Genomic DNA, 18,542 nt, shown 5'->3' with positions numbered 1-18,542 from the left:
TCAATGGCCAGGACGACAGCTATGTGAAGCTGGAATAAGGCAGCTACGATAACAAGATCGCCGAGGGCGGCATTGGCACGACTCACGTCGCCTGAACCTGACGATCGAGCCGAGCGAACTGCTGGCGATTGTTGGACCGACTGGACACGGCAAGAGCACACTCGTGCAACTGCTCACCCGCTTTTATGATGTGGATGGGGGACAAATGTGCCATTTGGCGGCACTGTGCTCGACAATCTGCGTCTTGCCGAGCCTGATGATCTTCAAACTGCTTGTGCGATATCCGAAAAGCGGGCCACCTTACAAATGCGTAGCGCCGGTTCGTCGAGCCTCGTCTCCGACCCATGCAGGCCACCCAAATGCCAATTGGTCGAGAAGCTCTGTCCCTCATCTCATTCCAAAAGTTGCTCCTCAGCGCCTGCAAGAAGCAGGAAAAATCGACTGCAAAAGAAAATCCTGCTCAATGACCGTCTGATGCAGGCGGCCCTTCGGGCGCAGGCGCAGGCGTCGGCGTAGGGCCGGTCTGGGACGGATCGAGATTCTTCGAAAGGTAGGTTACGACGGTCTGATACTGGTCATCTGTCAGGATCGCGCCATAGCCGATCATCTGACTGACGGTTTGGGACCATTCTTCCGAAGATCTTGGCCGCGCGAGAATGACGTCGGCGCCATGGCATTGCATGCAGGACTCCATAACCTGCGTCCGGCCGGGCGCGTCGGGCAGCGCCATGTCCTCGGCGACAACATTCGTGGCGCTCAGTACGCCGGTCAGGGCGACAAAGACAGCCAGCGCAACATGCGAATATTTCATGCGACTCTCATTCAAGCTTTTAAAGCGTGGGTAAGGAAGCTGACGATCACTGTAAGGCGAGGACATCCGGAGGCGAGGCGATTTACTGCCAAAGGAAATATCTAATAAAGTTGTTTTATATCAGTTGGGTAATACCAATTTCTGGACTTGGCCGGCTATCGTGGACCGATCAGCATGAGGGGATTTCGCTCATGGGAAAGGGCCAGCGTGCGACAAATCGCATGGCCGCCCGCCTTGACCGTCATTGACGCTCGCTCATCCGGCCGCCGCTGCTGTCCTTGCGATATATGCGTGGCTCGATGCCATGGCGAGTAAACTTGTCATAGAGCGTCTTTCGCGGCAGGCCGAGAACCTGCATTGTCGATGCTATTTCGCCGCGCGACGCTTCCAACGCCTCGCGAATGGCCATCGCCTCGAACCGTTCGACGCGCTGCACCAGAGATCCGGCGCAGGCATCTTGGCTGGCCTGCCCGCCCGTGTCGGAGAGGCCCAGCACGGATTCAAACGCGAAGTTGCGCAGTTCGCGTACATTCCCAGGCCAGTCATGCTCCAGCAAGCGTCGACGGACGAAGTCGTTCATCACGAAATTCGGAAGGCCCATCTGCTGTTTCGCCGCTTCGACGAAATAGGAAAAAAGCTGCGGAATATCCTCGCGACGCTCGCGCAAGGGAGGCAGGCGAATGCGCACGACATTCAGACGGTAGAAGAGATCCTGACGGAAACGCCCGCTACCAATCGCCTCTGCAAGATTGGACTTGGTCGCTGCGACGACGCGCAAGTCGATCGGTCGGGGTTCCGCCGCACCGATCGGCAGAACCTCCCGCTCTTCCAACACACGCAGCAATTTGGTCTGAACGCCCGGCTTGGTGCTGTCGATCTCGTCAAGGAACAGCGTCCCCCCATGCGAAGCCTCGATCCGGCCGATCCGATCCATGCGTGTGGTCGGCAATGCCCCATTGGCATGGCCGAACAGTTCGACCTCCGCCAGGCTCGCCGGTAGTGCGCCACAGTTCACCGCAACGAACGGACGACCACGACGCGGTCCCTTGCGGTGCAGCAGCAAGGCCACCAGTTCCTTGCCAGTACCCGTCTCCCCTTCCACCAGCACATCTATGTCGGCTCGGGCAAGTCGCAGGGTCGTCTCGCGAATTCGTGACATGACGGCGCTGTCGCCGATCAGCGGGCTATCGCCCTCGTTGATCACCGCCTTCAGCCGACGATTGTCCAGAACCAGCCGCCGCATATCCAGCGCTTTGCGGATCGAGGTAACGAGATGGTCCACAGCGAAAGGCTTGGTCAGGAAATCGAACGCCCCGTCCCGCAATGCGTTGACCGCAGTCGGCACGTCGGCATGGCCGGTGATGAGGATGACCGGAATTTCCGGATCGATCGCCCGGACCCGGGCGAACAACTGCAGACCATCAATCCGCGGCATGCGAATGTCCGATACCACGACGCCCGGAAAGTTGCGGTCGAGAACGCTCAGCGCTCCCTCGGCGTCGGCAAAGGCATGAACGTTGATATCGGCGAGTTCAAGCAACTGAATATTGGCGACGCGCAACTGCGGGTCATCGTCGATGAAAAGAACTTTCTGTTCGCCATCGAAAAATGTCATGCTCGCCTCAAAATCAGCCGGAAGCCGGCGCCCCCAAGGATAGAACGAACAAATTCCAGTTCGCCGCCAAATTCGCGCGCAATATCGCGCGCGATCCCCAGCCCCAGACCTAGCCCGTCCGGACGGCCTGTGACGAATGGCGTAAATATCTCGTCGGCCAGTTCGGCCGGCACTCCCGGTCCATTGTCGCTCACGTCGACGATGACACGATCCTCGCCCTCGACATCAACCCTGATGCGGAACCGCGGGTCGCCATGGCCGTCGAGCGCCTCCAGTCCATTCTGGATGAGGTTGATCAGCACTTGCTCCAGCCGCACGCGATCGGCTGCCACGCAAACATCCTGCCCACCGCCGATGCGTTCCAACATTACGCCCTGAGAGCGTATGCGGTCACCGGTCAGCAGCAGCGCACCTTCGATGGCCGCCGCTACCTCGACAGGGCCGATGGTCGGCGGACTGCGCCGTGCAAATCCCCGCAATTCGGACGTTATTGTTCCGATCCGAGCGGTCAGATCGACAATCAGGCCAAGATTAACCCGTACGCGGTCCGGTTGCCCCCGCTCCAGGAACTGGTTCGCATTCTCCGCGAAAGTCTGGATGGCGGCAACCGGCTGGTTGATCTCATGCGCCACGCCGGCCGTTATCTGACCGATAGACGCCAGGCGGTTCGCCTGAGCCAGTTCCTCGCGCGCCCATCGCAAATTGCGGTCGGCACGCTCGCGTTCGCTCGATTCCTCGATCAGCCGATGATTGACCTCTGTCAATTCTGCCGTGCGCAGGGTGACCTCACTCTCCAACATCCGGCGCGTGGTCACTTGCAGCAGCGCCTTTTCGCGCGCCCGCAGCATGACGCCCAGCACCACTGCGACGACGATGATGCCCACCAGGATCGCCAGCCGCGCGTTCGCCGTCGCACTCTCGACAGCAGGCGCCAGCGGCTGGAGGAACTTCAACTCTCCTCCGGCCAATGACATGCTGACCGATGCCGCACGATAGCGCACCCTTCCTCCGGCGACCGGCTGGTCTACCGTAGCGCCGTCGAACGACAGGTCGATGGGGTTGATCGGAACGCCGCCAAATTGCAGGCTCCGCGTCGCCGCCGCGACCTTCTCGACGGGGAGCTTGCGCAGCGCGTTGAAGCGCCATTCCGGCCGGGTAGTGATCATTACCACGCCGTCGCCATCAGTTACCAGCGTCGGGCCCGCCTGTCGCGCCCAACCCGACTCCAGTTCGGAGAAGGAGACCTTCACGACGATAACGCCAAGCGGTCGGGCGACGCCACCGATCCGGCGCGCGATATACAGGCCGGGCCGCCGGCTCACAGTGCCCAGCGCGAAGAGTTCGGCAGATCCCGCCCGCAGCGCTTCGGCGAAATAGGGCCGGAATCCCCAGTCATGCCCGACGAAACTGTCCGCCCGGCGCCAGTTACTGGCGGCGATGGTCCTGCCATCCATCCGCATGACATAGATGGCGGCCGCGTCCGTTCGTGCCGCGAGCAGTTCCAGCTTGCCGTTCAGACGATTGACGACGCCCGGATCATCACGTTCCAGCACCGCGCTGACATCGGGATATTCGATCAGGACATGGGGTAGCAGGCGCAATGTCTGCAGGCGGCTGGCGAGAAGGCCGGCGTGGTTGCGTGCAACTTGCGCCGCGGTGACATCGGTTTCCGCCTTCGCATGGGCATTGGCCCAGCGCATCGCACCAGAGGCCAGGGCAGCGATGAGAATCAGTCCGGTCATCGCGGCGACGGCGATGCGACGATGCGGTCCAGAGAGCCGCCACGCGGTCAAGACGACCTGATGCAGGAAGTGCAGGAAGCCATGCCTGATAAACGGGCGGCGCGCGGAAACCCGCACTTCGCGCTCTCCTCGCACCGATCCTGCTCGCATAATATGTTTCTTGAATCAGAAGATGGATGGATCAGGGCCACTGTATCCGGTCATGCGGACCGAGCCCTGAATGGTTCAGTCCGGAGATGCCAGCATGTCCGCTCCGGCTTTGCCCGGTTCGGCAGGCGCACCGTTCGCTGCCGGCAGTTCCAGCCGCAGCAACATGCCGTCCGTGTCCTTGGGCCCCCGCAGACGCCCTTCGGTCAGCACATAGATATAGCCGTCCGGCCCTTGCCTGATGTCGCGAAATCGAACATCCAGTTCGTTCAGCATGGTATCCCCCTGCCGCACGAAATCGCCGGCTATAATCATCTGCGCGATCCTCTTGGAAGCGCCCGCGATCAGCAGGCTTCCCTTGAGACGTGGGAACTTGTCGCCAGTGTAGAAGATCATCGCTTCCGGATTGAAGCTGGGGTTCCAGAAGAAAAGTGGATTATCCATGCCCTCCCGGTACCAGGGCTGGTCGGACACGGGCTTGCCAAAATAATGCCGGCCGAAGGACACCAGCGGCCAGCCGTAATTATGCCCGGCAATTATCAGGTTGAGTTCGTCTCCGCCCGCCGGACCAAATTCGGACGCCCACATGCGGCCGGTCTTGGGATCCCATGCCATTCCATAGGCATTGCGGTGCCCAAGGCTGAATATCTCTCCTTTGGCCTTGGGATCCTTGACGAACGGGTTGTCGGACGGAACCGAGCCATCGTCCCGCACGCGCAGAAGCTTGCCAATATGACTGCCCAGATTCTGAGCCTGCGGTCGAGCGCTCGACAATTCATTGCGCGTAGTGCCGTCGCGGTCGCCCACGCTGATGTAGAGCATATGATCGGGACCGAACAACATTCGTCCGCCGTAGGTTCCCAATGGGCTTTCCCAGGCATCGGCGATCAAAATATCCTTCATTCCCGTCAGCCGGCCCTTGTCGAAACGGGCTCGGGCGACCGCCAGCGTTGTACCCTGCCCTGGCCGCCCTTCTTTCGTGTAAGAAATGTACAAAAATCTGTTCTTTACGAACTCGGGATGCAGAACGATGTCGTGCAGCCCCCCCAGCCCGATATCGTTCACCGCAGGCAGTCCCCCAACCGGAGTGGGATCAAGCACGCCATCCTTTACCACGCGTAGCCGGCCTGGCCGCTCGGTGATGAGCATGGTGTGCCCGTCCGGCAAGAAGACCAGTCCGTCAGGATGCGAAAGACCTTCCGCCAGTTTGACGACCTGAATGGACATGCCGCCCTCGCTCTTGAGCAGGACGGGCTTGTCTACCGCCGCGCCGGTCAGGGCATTGGGAGGATAGTTGCGGGCGATCTCGGCCGGTGTCAGCGGAGAGGTGACTCCTGGCGTCACCACAGTTTGGGTCGGGGCCTGGGTCGCCGCATGAAGCGCCGAGCAGGTCAATATCGTACATGCCATGGCCAGACAGGAAAGGCGTTTCATAAAGGCTCCGTGGTTGCTGGATCGATCGAGGGCATGGCGCCGCGAACTAATCGAGGCTGAGCGCGACTAGTTCGGCGGGATGATCGACCCCACCGATGCCCACGACGATATATTGCTTGCCCTTGTGCATGTAGCTGATCGGCGGGGCCGTCGTCCCGGCGCCCAGGTCCGTCTCCCACGCCACTTTGCCCGTCTTCTTGTCATAGGCGCGGAACATGTTGCCGCCGCTGAGCTTGGGGATGCTGAGGCCCACCATGTCGCCCTCTCCCATGAACAGGAAGGACTTGGTCAACAGCGGCGCGGCGCGACCCGCCTGCCCCAGCGGCGGTACATTGAGCCCCTTGAGTGCGGGATGATCGCGCGGACCATCGCCATTGGGCACCATCCATAGATGGTCGCCACTGTTCATATCGATCGCCGTGATCCGGCCGTAAGGCGGCTTGATCAGCGGCAGCCCCTGCGGCCCCTCCATGTAGAGGCTCGATTCCGGCGGGCGGCGATAATTGTAGCGGCTGATCCACGGCACCGAGACCGACGGGATATAGATCACCCCCGTCTGCGGATCGAGCGCGGCGCCGGTCCAGTTCACCCCGCCGACCCATCCGGGCATATAGAGCGTGCCGAGCTTGCCGTCGGCTCCGCCTGCCACCGATGGCGGCGTGTACATCTCCCCAACGACATAGTGGCTCATGATTTCCTTTGCCTCCGCCCGCAGTGCCGGCGTGAAATCGATGAGTTGGTCCTCGCCCATGCCCTGCCGATCGAACGGCGCAGGCTTCATCGGCACCGGCTGCGTCGGCGAAGTCTTTTCGCCCGCCATGGTCGATTGCGGCACCCGCCGTTCCTCGATCGGGAACAGCGGCTCTCCCGTGGCCCGGTCGAAGGCGAAGACAAAGGCGGTCTTCGTGACCTGGATCGCTGCCTTGCGCAGGCGGCCATTGACCTTGATGTCCGCCAGCATCGGCGGCGTCGGCAGGTCATAGTCCCAAAGGTCGTGATGCACCGTCTGGAAATGCCAGACCTTTTTGCCGGTTTTCGCGTCCAGCGCGACCAGCGAGTCCGAATAGAGATTATCACCGGGGCGGCCCCTGCCGTCATAGTCGCTCGGCGGCGCGCTCAATGGCACATAGACATAACCCAGTTGCTCGTCGGCGCTGAAACCCGACCAGACCTTGGTCTTGCCGCCCTGCCGCCAGCTGTCGTGCTCCCAGGTCTCTGTTCCCGGCTCGCCCTCCTGCGGGACGGTATTGAACGTCCACAGCGGCTTGCCGGTACGCACGTCGAAGCCACGGATATTTCCCGCCAGCGACGCCTTGTTGATGTCGGCGACGCCTGTGGCGATCGGCTGGCCGCCGATCACGATCACGTCCCCGACGACGATCGGCGCCGGCGCGCCCCAGGAGAAGAAGGTCTTGGGATCTCTGCGCAGGTCGACCCGCCCCTTGTCGCCGAACTCCGGCAGAAAGGCGCCAGTACGCGCATCCAGCAGATAGAGGTAATTACCGCGCACTGTCACGATGCGACTTTGTTCGCCCTTGCCCCAGATCGCGACCGCGCGCGCGGCATTGCCGGATATGGCTGGCGGATCGCCGGCGAAATTGGCCTGCCGCCAGATCACCTTGCCGCTCGCCGGATCGCGCGCCTCGACCTGACCGATCTGGTTGCTCATATACATGACACCATCGACGACGATCGGCGCATTGCGGAAATTGTTCGATAGCTTTGCCTGCGGGTTCGCCACCCGGAAGGCCGGATCGATGGCAGGCGCGCGCCACGCCACCTTCAGCCGCTTGATGGTGTTGGCGTTGATCTGGTCCAGCGGCGCATATTTCGTGTCGCCGCTGTCGCTGCCATAATGCGCCCAATCACCCTTCGCGCCGGCCTGCGTTCCTGCCGTCATGACCAGCGCCAGCGCCAGACCCGCTGTCTTCAGGACCTTCATCGGACTTCCCCCTCGCATCTCCGGAACCACTCAGTAACCGACCGCGTAACCCATGCGGCGTGGGTCGGACCCGGCGATGCGAGTGCCCTGCGCCGACATCAGCACGGCCTGGATGCTGCCGATCGCATAGGGCCCTACAGAAGCCACCTTGTGGCCCAAGGCCTGCAACCCCGCGACGGTCTCGACAGGAAAGCGCGATTCAAGTTGCAGCGTCACTGCTGCGCCGGGCGTGTAGAAGCCGGGATCGGCGTCGAGCGCGAGGCGCGGCGCCTCGATCGCGGCCTGCACCGGCATTTTGCGATCGATGATGTTGATCAGGTGCTGGAACTGCGTCTGACCGATCGTCTCGCCACCCGGCGTGCCAAACACCATGCGGAACTGCCCCTTGTCGAGCACGATGGTCGGACAGTTTCCCAGCAAGGGAATGCGCCCCCCCTTCACGAAATTGGGATGATTGCGATAGGGCGCGGTCGATCCGCTGCGCAGGCCATTGTTGCACAGCATACCGGTCTCGCCCATCACCACGCAGGCGCCGAATCCTCCCCCAAGTGTCGTCGTGACGCCAACCGCATTGCCTTCGCCGTCGGTGATCGAGATGTTGGTCGTGTCCCCTGGCACGCGCTTGGCAGCGCCCTGCGGATGCGGGGTCAGGCGCGCACCGCCGATATCAGCGCCGGCGGGGAAAATGATGGCCTGGGCCGGATCGATCAGCCGGCGCCGCTGCTCGGCGAATTCCTTGGAGATCAGCGTCGAGACCGGCGTCGGGCTGGACGCAGGATCGGCCGCATAGCGATAAACATCCGCCTTGGTTATCTTGATGCACTCGGCGATCAGGTGCAGCGCCTGCGGGCTGTCGGCCGGCATCGATCCGATGTCGAACCCTTCCAGCAGGTTCAGTTGCTCGCAGGTCTCCAGCCCCGTGCGCGAGGTCAGCGGCGAGCAGATCACATCCAGCCCACGGTAATTGGTGGCGACCGGATCCAGCCATTGGGCTTTGTAGTCGGCCATATCCTGCGCGCGCAGCCAGCCGCCATTGGCGGCCGAAAAGCGCTCCATTTCCTGCGCGATCGGTCCCTTGTAGAAATAGTCATAGGCCGCCATCAGCGCCTTGTCGCGGCTGGCCCCACCCTTCAGGGCGGCCGTTTCCGCGTCCGCGAGCGCCTGGAAGCTCCGGGCCAGCGGGGGATTCTTGAACATCGAATAGGCCGATGGCGGATTGCCGCCCGGCAGGAAGATGGCGGCGGTGGTCGGATATTTGGCCAACACCTCCTTCTGCCGCGCGATGGTACGCGCGATCGACGGATCGAGTGGATGGCCGTCGCGCGCATAACCGATCGCCGGCTCCAGCAAGGTCGCGAGCGGCAGTTTCCCATAGCGGCGTGCCAGTTCGATCCAGCCGCCGAACGCGCCCGGTGTCACTACCGCCTTGGGCCCGGCGGTCAGATCGGCGTTTGTCGCATTATCGTCCAACAGGCGCGGCGCCGCGCCGGCAAAGGCGAGCGCCGTGACCTTGCCGGTCTTCGCCTCGAAACAGGTGGCAAAGCCATTGCCCGCGATGCTCGATGCCCAGGGCTCGACCACGTTGAGCACGGACATTACCGCCACGGCGGCGTCGGCGGCAGTGCCGCCCTGCATCAACATGCGCAACCCTGCCATCGACGCCAGCGGATGGCCAGCGGTCACCACGCCATTGGGCCCAGGCACTTCGACACGGTGCTGCGCCACGGTCGCGGCTGCTGTTCGGGGTGCGTCGGGTGCCTGCCGCCCGACGCCGGCATGTCCCTCGTCCGGCTTCTGCACAGCCTGCTGGGCCAGTGCCGGCCGTGTCGCCGCCAGCGAAAGCGCGGCGGTGGACAGGCTGCCGAGCAGAATTTTCCGGCGGTCGATCCCGCCGGCCAGAGGAGTATCGTCGTTCATATTGTCTGTCGTCATGTCCGCGCTCCCGCCAGCATGTGGCGTTGGTTCGGGAAAGAAGGTGCGCCGCGATGAAGGCCGCCGCGACGCACAGGGGGCATCAGTCGGGCGCTACGGCGATCCGGTCGGCGCGACGGGAAGGCGTGCGGCCATCGTGCATCATTGCGGCATCGCGACCAGCGGCTTGCCGTCCAGCTTGTAGAGAACGCCGTTCTTGATCACGACCTTGACGTCGAACAGGTTGTTGAGATTGCTGTAGACCGGGTCACCCGGCACCACGATGATGTCCGCCAGCTTGCCCGCCTCGATCGTGCCCAGGTCCGGCTTGCTCATGATGCGCGCATTGATGCGAGTGGCATCGGCGATCACCTCCAGCGGCGGCACGCCCTCGTCGACCAGCACCTTCATCTCGCGGATCAGGCCGTCGCTATTGAAGTTCATCGGCGTGCCGCTGTCAGTACCCACGCCCATGAAGGCGCCGGACTGGATCAGTTGCCGCACCTGTGGGCTGCGGAACTTCATCTGGCGGTCGATGCCGGCGAAATAGCCCTCGGCCGGCCAGTTACTGAACGATTTCTGCACCGCCTCCCAGATGTCGGACGGAAACAGCGCCTTGGTCGCCGGGTCTTGCAGACGTTCGGGGAAAGCCACCGTGTCGGGATAGATCCAGCTCCGGTGGGCTGCCGTCAGCACGATAGGGCGATAGGTCTCGGCGATTTCCTTGACCAGTTCGGGCGAATAGGTCGGCATGCCGGCCGATCCCATGTGCTGGAGCACGTCCACGCCGGCCTCGAACGCATTGCGCACCGACGTCTCGTCATAGACATGCGCATGCACCTTGATCTTGTGGGCATGTGCCGCCTTGACGATGGCGAAATAGTCATCGCGGGTCAGGCCCGAATGCGCCTTGATGATATCGACGCCCATGCCGAACAGCTTGTCGACTGTCGCGGCGCCCTCCTTGGGGTTGGTGATGACCGCAGATGCCTCCGCCGGGAAGCCATGGAACGCGCTGCGCGTCACCAGCGGCCCCGCCACCTGTAGGCGCGGCCCGGCGATCTCGCCCTGGTTGATGCGGTTGCGCAGCCTGATGCTCTCGACCGGGTTGCCGCCCAGGTCGATCGCGCCAGTGATGCCCGACATCAGCATCTGATAGCCGGACAACTCCATGATCTTCTCGATGGAATATTTCTTCCCATCGGTCTTCAACCATTCGAACCAGTCGGCCTCATTGCCATAGCCCAGCATGAACAGATGCGCGTGCGCGTCGATCAGGCCCGGCATCATGGTCTGGCCGCTGGTGTCGATCACCCTCGCACCGGCGGGAATTGCGACTTCCTTCGCCGGCCCGACCTGGACGATCCGATCGCCCCGGATGACGACCGTGGCATTGTGCAGTGGCGGCATGCTCAGGCCATTGATCAGCATGCCGCCGGTCAGCACCGTCGTTCCAGCCTGTTGGGCGAGCGCTGGCATGGAAAACACGCTCAGTGCCAGCAGGCCAAGGCCACGCAGGGCAGAGCCGAGCGTCGCTCCCTTACCCGGCTTGCCGCGCCCGATCAGACGCTTGAACTTCCCTGTCATGTCCTGTGCCCCTTCTTCATAATTGCGACCCGAGGCCCCCGAAAGCGGGCCTTCGCTGCGCGACCGTAGCTTTGGACGGTTTGCGCCCCCTCATTTCCCTATCGCGCGGCACCGCACGGACGCGGCGTCGCGGACAGTTTACATCTTGAAGCGGAAGCCCGCGCGGAAGACGCGGCCGAGCGTGTCATACTGCCCCGCGGAAATCGGGAAGTTCGTCCACGAGCCGTAGCCGGTCGGACCGGCGGCCACGATCGCCGGATCCTTGTTTGTAAGATTACGGACGTTGAAGAACAGCTCATACTGCCGCTCCTGACCGAAGCGGAATGTGGCGGCGAGATCGAAATAGGTCGCGCCCGGCACTGTGATATTGTCATAGGTCGGGTTGTTCCCGGTCGATGTCGGGCAGCCGGTTGTGCATTCGATATATTCGTTGTTGATCACGCCGCCGGAAATGCCGCGCGCCGTACCCGTCAGCGAGAACGGGCCATTGTCGTAGTTGACCGAGAAGGCGTAGCGCCAGTCCGGCAGGTTGACAGTACCGGCGCGCTCGGTCGGGATCGATCCGGGAATGCCGGAGTCGATCGTGTACTTGATATAGTGCGTGGCGAGCGCGCGGAACGTGACGCCGCCGCCCATGCCCGGCAGCACGTCGTCCATGTCGAAGCGATAGCTGGCCTCGAAATCCAGGCCCTTGGTGCTCTCCGACGCCAAATTAAGCGGCTGGACATAGACGTCATACTGGTTCGTCGCGCCCGGCGTCGCGATGATCAGGCCGCAAGCATCCTGATTGCCGGCATAGCATAGGTTGACGATCTGCTGGATGGTGAGGCTGCCGATCGCACCGGAAACGTCCACCTTGTAGAAATCGACCGAGGCGTTGAAGCCGCGCAGGAAGCCGGGCTGCACCACCACGCCCACGCTGTAGGTCTTGCCGATTTCCGGGTCGAGGTTCGGGTTGCCCGACGCCAGCGAACGAGCTGTCGTGGCGGCGCCGTTATTGTTGGGATCCTGAAACGAGCTTTGCGCCTGGAAGAAGCCGGCATAGCGGTCGGCCAGGTTCGCCTCGCGCACGTCGCGCGACACGATGCCGCGAACACGCAGCCCGTCGAACGGCGCATATTCCGCGCCGATCTTCCATGTGGCGAAGGTGCCGGTGTCATATTTCACGGCGCGCACCGCCGCGTTCAGGTTCAGCGACCGCGCCCAGGCCACGTCCATGGCGAGCGGTATCACGGTTTCGAAATAGACGTCCGAAACCTTGTAGTCGCCAATCGTAGGCAGACCGCCGGTGGTGTCCCAGTTGCCCGTGCTTATGGTCGTGATGGCGTCGGCAAAGCCGTTCGCCGATTCCGTGCGATGTTCCGCACCGAAGGCGACAGAGACCGGGCCGGCCCAGATGTCGAACGGCTCGCCCGCGAAGTTGATACTGACGACATTCTGCTTGTAGACGTCCTTGCGGTACGGATCGCCCGTGACATAGTCGATCGCTGCCTGGCTGTTCACGCCGATGCCGAACAGATTGTAGGGAATGCAGCCATCGCCGGGATTGGTCAGGGTCGAGCGACAGACGACCGATCCGTTCGAGCCCTCCACCGCATCGATCGCCCGCATGAAATTGGGCAGATAGGTCGCGTTGGTCGCCTTGTTGTGCAGAGTGGCGCGGGCATATTCATAATAGGCGTTGATCGTCCATTCGCTGCCCAGCGCCTCGAACTTGCCGTCAATGCCAGCTACGGCGCGGAAATAGCCGTGCCGGGCGTGGGCGCCCGATGCGCCATTGTCGCCCTTCATCGTACCGAACGGCACCGAGGTGAGGCCAAGCGCGGTAATCTGCGGAGAAAGCGCCGACGGCATATAGGCGTTGTCGGCCTGGACTGTCAGATTGTTGGCGAAACCGCCATAATAATAGCGAGTGTCGGTATCCAGGTGCGACACCATGCCCTCGGCATAGACGTTCCAGTCGTCGGCGACGTCAAAGCTCACGCGGCCGAACAGGTTGCGCCGATTCTGTTCCGGCAGGATGCTGTTGTCCACACCGTTGCGCAGGCTGTTGTCCCCCACGGTACCGCCCGACATGATCGGATCGGACACGATAGGTCCCAGGTTGAGGTTGTACATCGTGCCGCCTGGGCCGAAAGCGATGCCGCGCAGCGACGAGCAGGCCGACGTCGCCGAGCAGGAAATGGCGCCGCCCAGCGTTGCCGTGCTCAGCGCCACGTTCGGCCGCAACAATACGCGGGGCTGGCCGTTGGTCCCCGTGTAGGCCGGATTGTTAATATAGGCCCACCCTTCCGTGGCCCATCCGCGGTTCGTGGGATCGTAGATACCCTCTTCATGCGAGGCTTCGCCGCTCAACAGGATGTGACCGCGGCCATTGGCGAAATCGGTGCCGTAGCTGAGCGCCACCTTCCAGTTCTCATTGTCGCCATAGCTGGTGATGCCGCCGGACACTTCGCCCTTGAAGCCGGTGAACTTGGTGTCGAGCACAAAGTTGACGACGCCCGAAAGCGCGTCCGAACCGTATGAAGCCGACGCGCCACCTGTCACCACGTCGACGCGCGAGATCAACTGCTGCGGTAACTCGCTGACGTCGACCACGCCATTGTTGACCATGCCGCCAACGCGGCGGCCGTCCAGCAGGGTCAGCGTGCGGACTTCGCCGATGCCGCGCAGGTTCATCGAGTTGATGCCCTGCCGGCCCGCGCCGACTTGGTTCGACGTCGTGCGCGGGGTCGAGCTGCCCGACACGGCCGGCATGGTGTTCACATAGTCGGCGATGTTCGGCGTCGCGGAACGGGCGATCTCGTCCGCGCCCACGACTGACACTGGCGTCGGCGAGTTGTAGCCATCGCGCACGACACGCGTTCCTGTGACGGTGATCTCCTCGATCGCCGGCTCATCGGCCGGCTCTTGGTCCGCCGGCGCGAGCGACTGCGCAACCGCCGCATTACTCATCATGAAGGCCGCGACGCACACGGACGCCTTCAGCCAGATACCCAAATCGGTTCGCGCGTTACGCATGATGTCCCCCTGACGTTGCTACCCCTGCCGGTCTCGCCGACTTTCAACGAGATGAAGCTTCGGGACCGTGCAGGCAGGACGCAAGCAGCAGGCATTTTTCCTAAATCTAATTCCTTATCGTATATTTATCAGTATCTTACAGATGCTCCCCTTCACCTGTTTCAACTCATTGCAGGCGAAAATGCGCACCAGCGATAACCGTCAGGTGCGCTTACCCGCACATCAGTCGAACGAAAAAGAGTCTATTCGAATGACCGATCCCGGCGAATAACAGACGCCATAGGCCATGGCTTTGAACGCCCGTTCTGTTTCACATGACCTGCGCGACAAGGCCGCCCCATAGCGGGCGTTAATCCGGGAATCGGGGGCTTCACGTTCTTACAGTCCGATTTGCCTCTCCGCTTGCCGCCTTGCGACGGTGATTTCGCGCGACATTGAGGAGCAGGCCGAACGATAGAGCCTGTCGTTTTGGTCCTCAAGGATCGGGACTTGCCGCTCAACGATAAAGCATTTGCTTCTCTCACTTTTCAAATCGCGCTTTTGCCAATCAAGCCAAGCCAAGCATCGATCATGCGCGCCTTTGGTTTGGACGCTTCGACAGCCACTGCCTATCCCATAGCCAATGAAAGCGCGGCGGAATTCTCCGCCAGGGAGAGGAGAATCCACGCTATGAGCCATTTCAGCCCCGACGATCTCGCACGCCAACTGGGACGCGGCCTGCTGTCATTCCCGGTCACTCATTTCGATGCACAGGGGTCATTTCTGGAAGGAGCCTATCGCGACCATTGCGGCTGGATGCTGGAACATGAACTGACCGGCCTGTTTGCGGCTGGCGGCACCGGCGAGTTTTTTTCGCTTACACCCGACGAAGTCGCAAAGGTGGTCGGCGCGGCGGTGCAGGAAACCAACGGGCGCATTCCGGTCATCGCCGGCTGCGGCTATGGCACAGCCATTGCCACCGGCATCGCGCGCGACGCGGAAAAGCAGGGCGCGGACGGTCTTCTGCTGTTGCCCCCCTATCTTATGAACAGCACGCAGGAGGGGCTGGCTGCCCATATCGAGGCTGTCTGCCGCGCGACCGGACTGGGTGTGATTGTCTATAATCGCGACAATGCGGTCGTCGATGACGAGACGCTGGCACGCCTGTGCGACCGCAACCCCAATCTGATCGGCTTCAAGGACGGGGTCGGCGACATCGAACTGATGACCCGCATCTTCGCCCGCATGGGCGACCGGCTGACCTATATCGGTGGCCTGCCCACCGCCGAAACCTTTGCCACCCCCTATCTGACCATGGGAGTCACGACCTACAGCTCCGCGATCTTCAACTTCATGCCGCAATGGGCGCTGGCCTTCTACAAGGCGGTGCGCGCGGGCGATCAGGCGCATGTGATGGCGGGGCTGCGCGACTTCGTTCTGCCCTACATCGCCCTGCGCAACCGCGGCAAAGGCTATGCCGTGTCGATCGTCAAGGCAGGCATGCGCATCGTCGGCCGCGATGCCGGGCCGGTGCGCTCGCCGCTCACCGACCTGTCGCCGCAGGAAGAAGCGGAACTGCGCATCCTGATCGATCGCGCCAAGGGGTGACGAACCGGCAACGCACGGATAGTCTGGCATGATGTTCGAACTGAGCCAGCTCCGTTGCTTTGTCGCCGCCGCCGAGGAATTGCATTTTGGCCGGGCCGCCCGTCGGCTTAACATGACCCAGTCTCCGCTCAGTCGGCAGATCCAACTGCTTGAGCGGATATTGGACGTCCAGTTGCTGGAACGGACCAGCCGTCAGGTCAGTCTTACACCGGCCGGCGGCATCTTCCTGATCGAGGCGCGCCGCATCGTCCGCCTCGCCGACAGCGCGGCCCTGTCCGCCAGGCGCGTGGCCAAGGGCGATGCCGGCCGTGTGGCGATCGGCTTCACCGCCGTGTCAGGCTACAATATTGTGCCGCGCATCGTCGCCCAGGCCGGCGCAATGCTGCCAAATATCGAACTGGAACTGCGCGAGATGGTATCGGGTGATCAGGTCGACGCTCTGCTCACCGGCCTGGTCGACATCGGCTTCGTCCGCCCACCGGTCAACCGCCATGAATTCGACAGCGCCTGCGTCCTGCACGAACCCCTGTTCGTAGCCTTGCCGCCTGGCGATCCGCGCAAGGCCAAGGCCTCCTTTGTCCCGGCCGATTTCGACGGTCAGCCGCTGGTCATGTATTCCCGCCAGGGGGCAGCCTATTTCCACAACATGCTGGAGAGCCTGTTCGCCGATGTCGGCGCAGCCCCGGTCTATGCCCAATATTTGACCCAGATCCATTCGATGCTGGGCCTGGTCCATGCCGGTGTGGCCGCCGCGATCGTGCCGGAAAGCGCCACCGGCCTGCACATGAGCGACGTCCATTTTCGCCGGCTGATGACGCCGCAGGAACGGCCCGTGGAACTGCACATGGCGTGGCGGCGGGACAATAGCAATCCCGCCCTGCCGGCCATGCGCCAGCTTTGCGCCGACGTCACTGGATGATCACGCCACCCGCCATGGCCGGCGGGATCACGCCAGTTCCAGCCGCCGGATCGGCCCCGCGATGACGGTGAAGGCCACGATTGTCAGCAGGCAATGGGCGCCCACGAAGACGAGGGCGAGGTCGAAGGAGTTTGTCGTCGCCACGATGTAGCCGACGACGATCGGGGTCACGATCCCGGCGACATTGCCGAACATGTTGAACACGCCACCCGACAGGCCGGCCAGGCTCTTGGGCGCGACATCGGCCATGATCGCCCAGCCGAGCGATGCAATGCCCTTGCCGAAGAAGGCCAGCGCCATCAGCGTCACCACCAGCCATTCGGCCTGCACCCAGACACAGGCGATGATGAGCGTGGCGAGCAGCATGCCGGCCACCAGCGGTCCCTTGCGGGCGAGGTCGATCGATCCGGTGTGCTTGAGGATGCGGTCGGACAGGAAGCCGCCAGCCAACCCGCCGCCAAAGCCACACAGCGCCGGAATGGCGGCAGCAAAGCCGGCTTCCATGATATTGAGGCCACGTTCCTTGACCAGATAGATCGGAAACCAGGTGACGAAGAAATAGGTCAGCACATTGACGCCATATTGACCGATATAGATGCCCAGCATCATTCGGTTGGCCAGCAACTGGCGCAGATTATGCCAGGTGAAGCTGGGCGGCGCGGTGCGGTCGCGCACCATGTCCTCCATATGGATCAGCCCCCCGCCCGCCTCGATATGAGCCAGTTCCGCCGCGTTGATCGCGGGATGGCGGGCGGGGCTGTGAATGAAACGGGTGAACAGCGCGGCGGCCACCAGCCCCAGGCCACCCATCACCCAGAAGACCGAACGCCAGCCGAAGCTGTGGACCAGCCACCCCATCAGCGGCGCGAATACGACCAGCGAGAAATATTGTGCGCTGTTGAAGATTGCGGACGCCGCGCCGCGCTCAGCGGTCGGGAACCAAGCGGTGACGAGGCGCGCATTGCCCGGAAAGGAGGGCGCTTCGGCCGATCCGACCAGGAAGCGCAGGACGAAAAGGGTCGCCACCACCGGCAGGCCCGCGATCAGGCCGACCGCGCCCTGCAAGGCGGTAAAGATCGACCAGATGGCGATCGCGCCGGCATAGATGCGCTTGGTCCCGAACCGGTCGAGCAGCACGCCCCCCGGAATTTGCGCCAGCACATAGGACCAGGCGAAGGCGGAAAGGATGAAGCCGGTCTGTACCGGCGACAGGCCCAATTCCCCGCCGGCCGCATTTCCCGCGATCGCGAAGGTCGCACGATCGGCATAGTTGATCGAGGTGATCAGGAAGATCAGGGCGATCACCTGATGCCGGACGCGAGTGGGACGCGTGCCGGTCGCGACGGGGGCGGTCATTGTCAAAGGCCTCTCCTGATATGCCGCTCGTCTGACGGAGCGTTTACGCAAAGAAAATGGGACGCTAGAGCACATTTCGGGATTGGTCCAAGTCCAACAACGGCTAGACCGAGTTAATTCTTGGTTCGATGTCGCCCTATATGCCGGGTTCAGCCTTGGCATCAGTGCATGGCGTGCATCGATTCATGTCCGATTGGCGTTGGCCTCGCCCGGCGCAGCAGGGCTATCGACGGCAGGGATCGGGCCAGCCCCGAAGAAGAGATAAAGGAGAAGGATCAGGTGAGCGGCACCCCGAGATTGGACGACCAGAAGGCCACGGCCCCTGCAAATCGCGGCACGGCCAGCCGCCGCCACTTTCTCCGCGGATCGGCGGCATTGGCCCTGATGGCAGCGGCTGGTCCCACGCTGGCTGCCGCGCTCTCATCTGCGCCACTGTTCGAAGTCGATACGCCGATGGCGCCCCCCGAATG

At 62.7% G+C, this 18,542-nt stretch carries 13 protein-coding genes; 4 read left to right on the top strand and 9 right to left on the bottom strand.

Annotation, left to right across the window (positions count from 1 at the left end):
* Positions 1 to 91 precede the first annotated feature (91 nt).
* A complete protein-coding gene (locus VMR39_RS07710; RefSeq protein ID WP_325415428.1) occupies positions 92 to 475 on the top strand; it encodes an ATP-binding cassette domain-containing protein in 384 nt (127 codons plus the stop codon).
* Here the strand turns inward: VMR39_RS07710 and VMR39_RS07705 are convergent.
* The 8 genes from VMR39_RS07705 to VMR39_RS07670 form a co-directional block, all read right to left on the bottom strand.
* Complete coding sequence (locus VMR39_RS07705) at positions 461 to 811, bottom strand: hypothetical protein (protein WP_325415389.1); 351 nt, start codon at positions 809 to 811, stop codon at positions 461 to 463. The two genes, VMR39_RS07710 and VMR39_RS07705, sit on opposite strands and share 15 nt — an antisense overlap.
* A gap of 241 nt (positions 812 to 1,052) precedes the next feature.
* Positions 1,053 to 2,426: a sigma-54 dependent transcriptional regulator gene (locus VMR39_RS07700; protein ID WP_325415388.1), complete on the bottom strand. Its 1,374-nt coding sequence runs from the start codon at positions 2,424 to 2,426 to the stop codon at positions 1,053 to 1,055.
* A complete protein-coding gene (locus VMR39_RS07695) occupies positions 2,423 to 4,285 on the bottom strand; it encodes a sensor histidine kinase (RefSeq protein ID WP_325415387.1) in 1,863 nt (620 codons plus the stop codon). Before VMR39_RS07695 ends, VMR39_RS07700 begins: the two co-directional genes overlap by 4 nt.
* A gap of 108 nt (positions 4,286 to 4,393) precedes the next feature.
* Positions 4,394 to 5,749 (bottom strand): PQQ-dependent sugar dehydrogenase, encoded by a 1,356-nt coding sequence (locus VMR39_RS07690; protein WP_325415386.1) that lies wholly within the window; start codon positions 5,747 to 5,749, stop codon positions 4,394 to 4,396.
* A 46-nt stretch (positions 5,750 to 5,795) separates the two neighbouring features.
* Positions 5,796 to 7,691, bottom strand: a complete 1,896-nt coding sequence (locus VMR39_RS07685; protein WP_325415385.1) for a PQQ-binding-like beta-propeller repeat protein — start codon at positions 7,689 to 7,691, stop codon at positions 5,796 to 5,798.
* Between the two features lie 30 nt (positions 7,692 to 7,721).
* Entirely contained in the window at positions 7,722 to 9,623 is a 1,902-nt protein-coding gene (locus VMR39_RS07680) for a gamma-glutamyltransferase family protein (protein ID WP_325415384.1), read from the bottom strand.
* A 141-nt stretch (positions 9,624 to 9,764) separates the two neighbouring features.
* Positions 9,765 to 11,189, bottom strand: coding sequence for an amidohydrolase family protein (locus tag VMR39_RS07675; RefSeq protein WP_325415383.1), 1,425 nt, complete (start codon positions 11,187 to 11,189; stop codon positions 9,765 to 9,767).
* Positions 11,190 to 11,327: 138 nt separating this feature from the next.
* Positions 11,328 to 14,210, bottom strand: a complete 2,883-nt coding sequence (locus VMR39_RS07670; protein ID WP_325415382.1) for a TonB-dependent receptor plug domain-containing protein — start codon at positions 14,208 to 14,210, stop codon at positions 11,328 to 11,330.
* Positions 14,211 to 14,879: 669 nt separating this feature from the next.
* On the opposite strand from VMR39_RS07670, the gene kdgD reads away from it, so the two are divergent.
* Positions 14,880 to 15,797 (top strand): 5-dehydro-4-deoxyglucarate dehydratase, encoded by a 918-nt coding sequence (gene kdgD / locus VMR39_RS07665; RefSeq protein ID WP_325415381.1) that lies wholly within the window; start codon positions 14,880 to 14,882, stop codon positions 15,795 to 15,797.
* A 28-nt stretch (positions 15,798 to 15,825) separates the two neighbouring features.
* Complete coding sequence (locus VMR39_RS07660; RefSeq protein WP_325415380.1) at positions 15,826 to 16,716, top strand: LysR family transcriptional regulator; 891 nt, start codon at positions 15,826 to 15,828, stop codon at positions 16,714 to 16,716.
* 27 nt (positions 16,717 to 16,743) lie between these two features.
* Here VMR39_RS07660 and VMR39_RS07655 read toward each other — a convergent pair whose 3' ends face one another.
* Positions 16,744 to 18,072, bottom strand: a complete 1,329-nt coding sequence (locus tag VMR39_RS07655) for an MFS transporter (protein WP_325415379.1) — start codon at positions 18,070 to 18,072, stop codon at positions 16,744 to 16,746.
* 279 nt (positions 18,073 to 18,351) lie between these two features.
* On the opposite strand from VMR39_RS07655, the gene VMR39_RS07650 reads away from it, so the two are divergent.
* A partial coding sequence (locus VMR39_RS07650) for a twin-arginine translocation signal domain-containing protein (RefSeq protein ID WP_325415378.1) occupies positions 18,352 to 18,542 on the top strand: 191 nt, incomplete at its 3' end.

The organism is Sphingobium sp. (assembly GCF_035511395.1).
Taxonomy (GTDB): domain Bacteria; phylum Pseudomonadota; class Alphaproteobacteria; order Sphingomonadales; family Sphingomonadaceae; genus Sphingobium.
The sequence above is the reverse complement of the archived record's forward strand: the minus strand, read 5'-3'. Positions and strand labels throughout refer to the sequence as shown.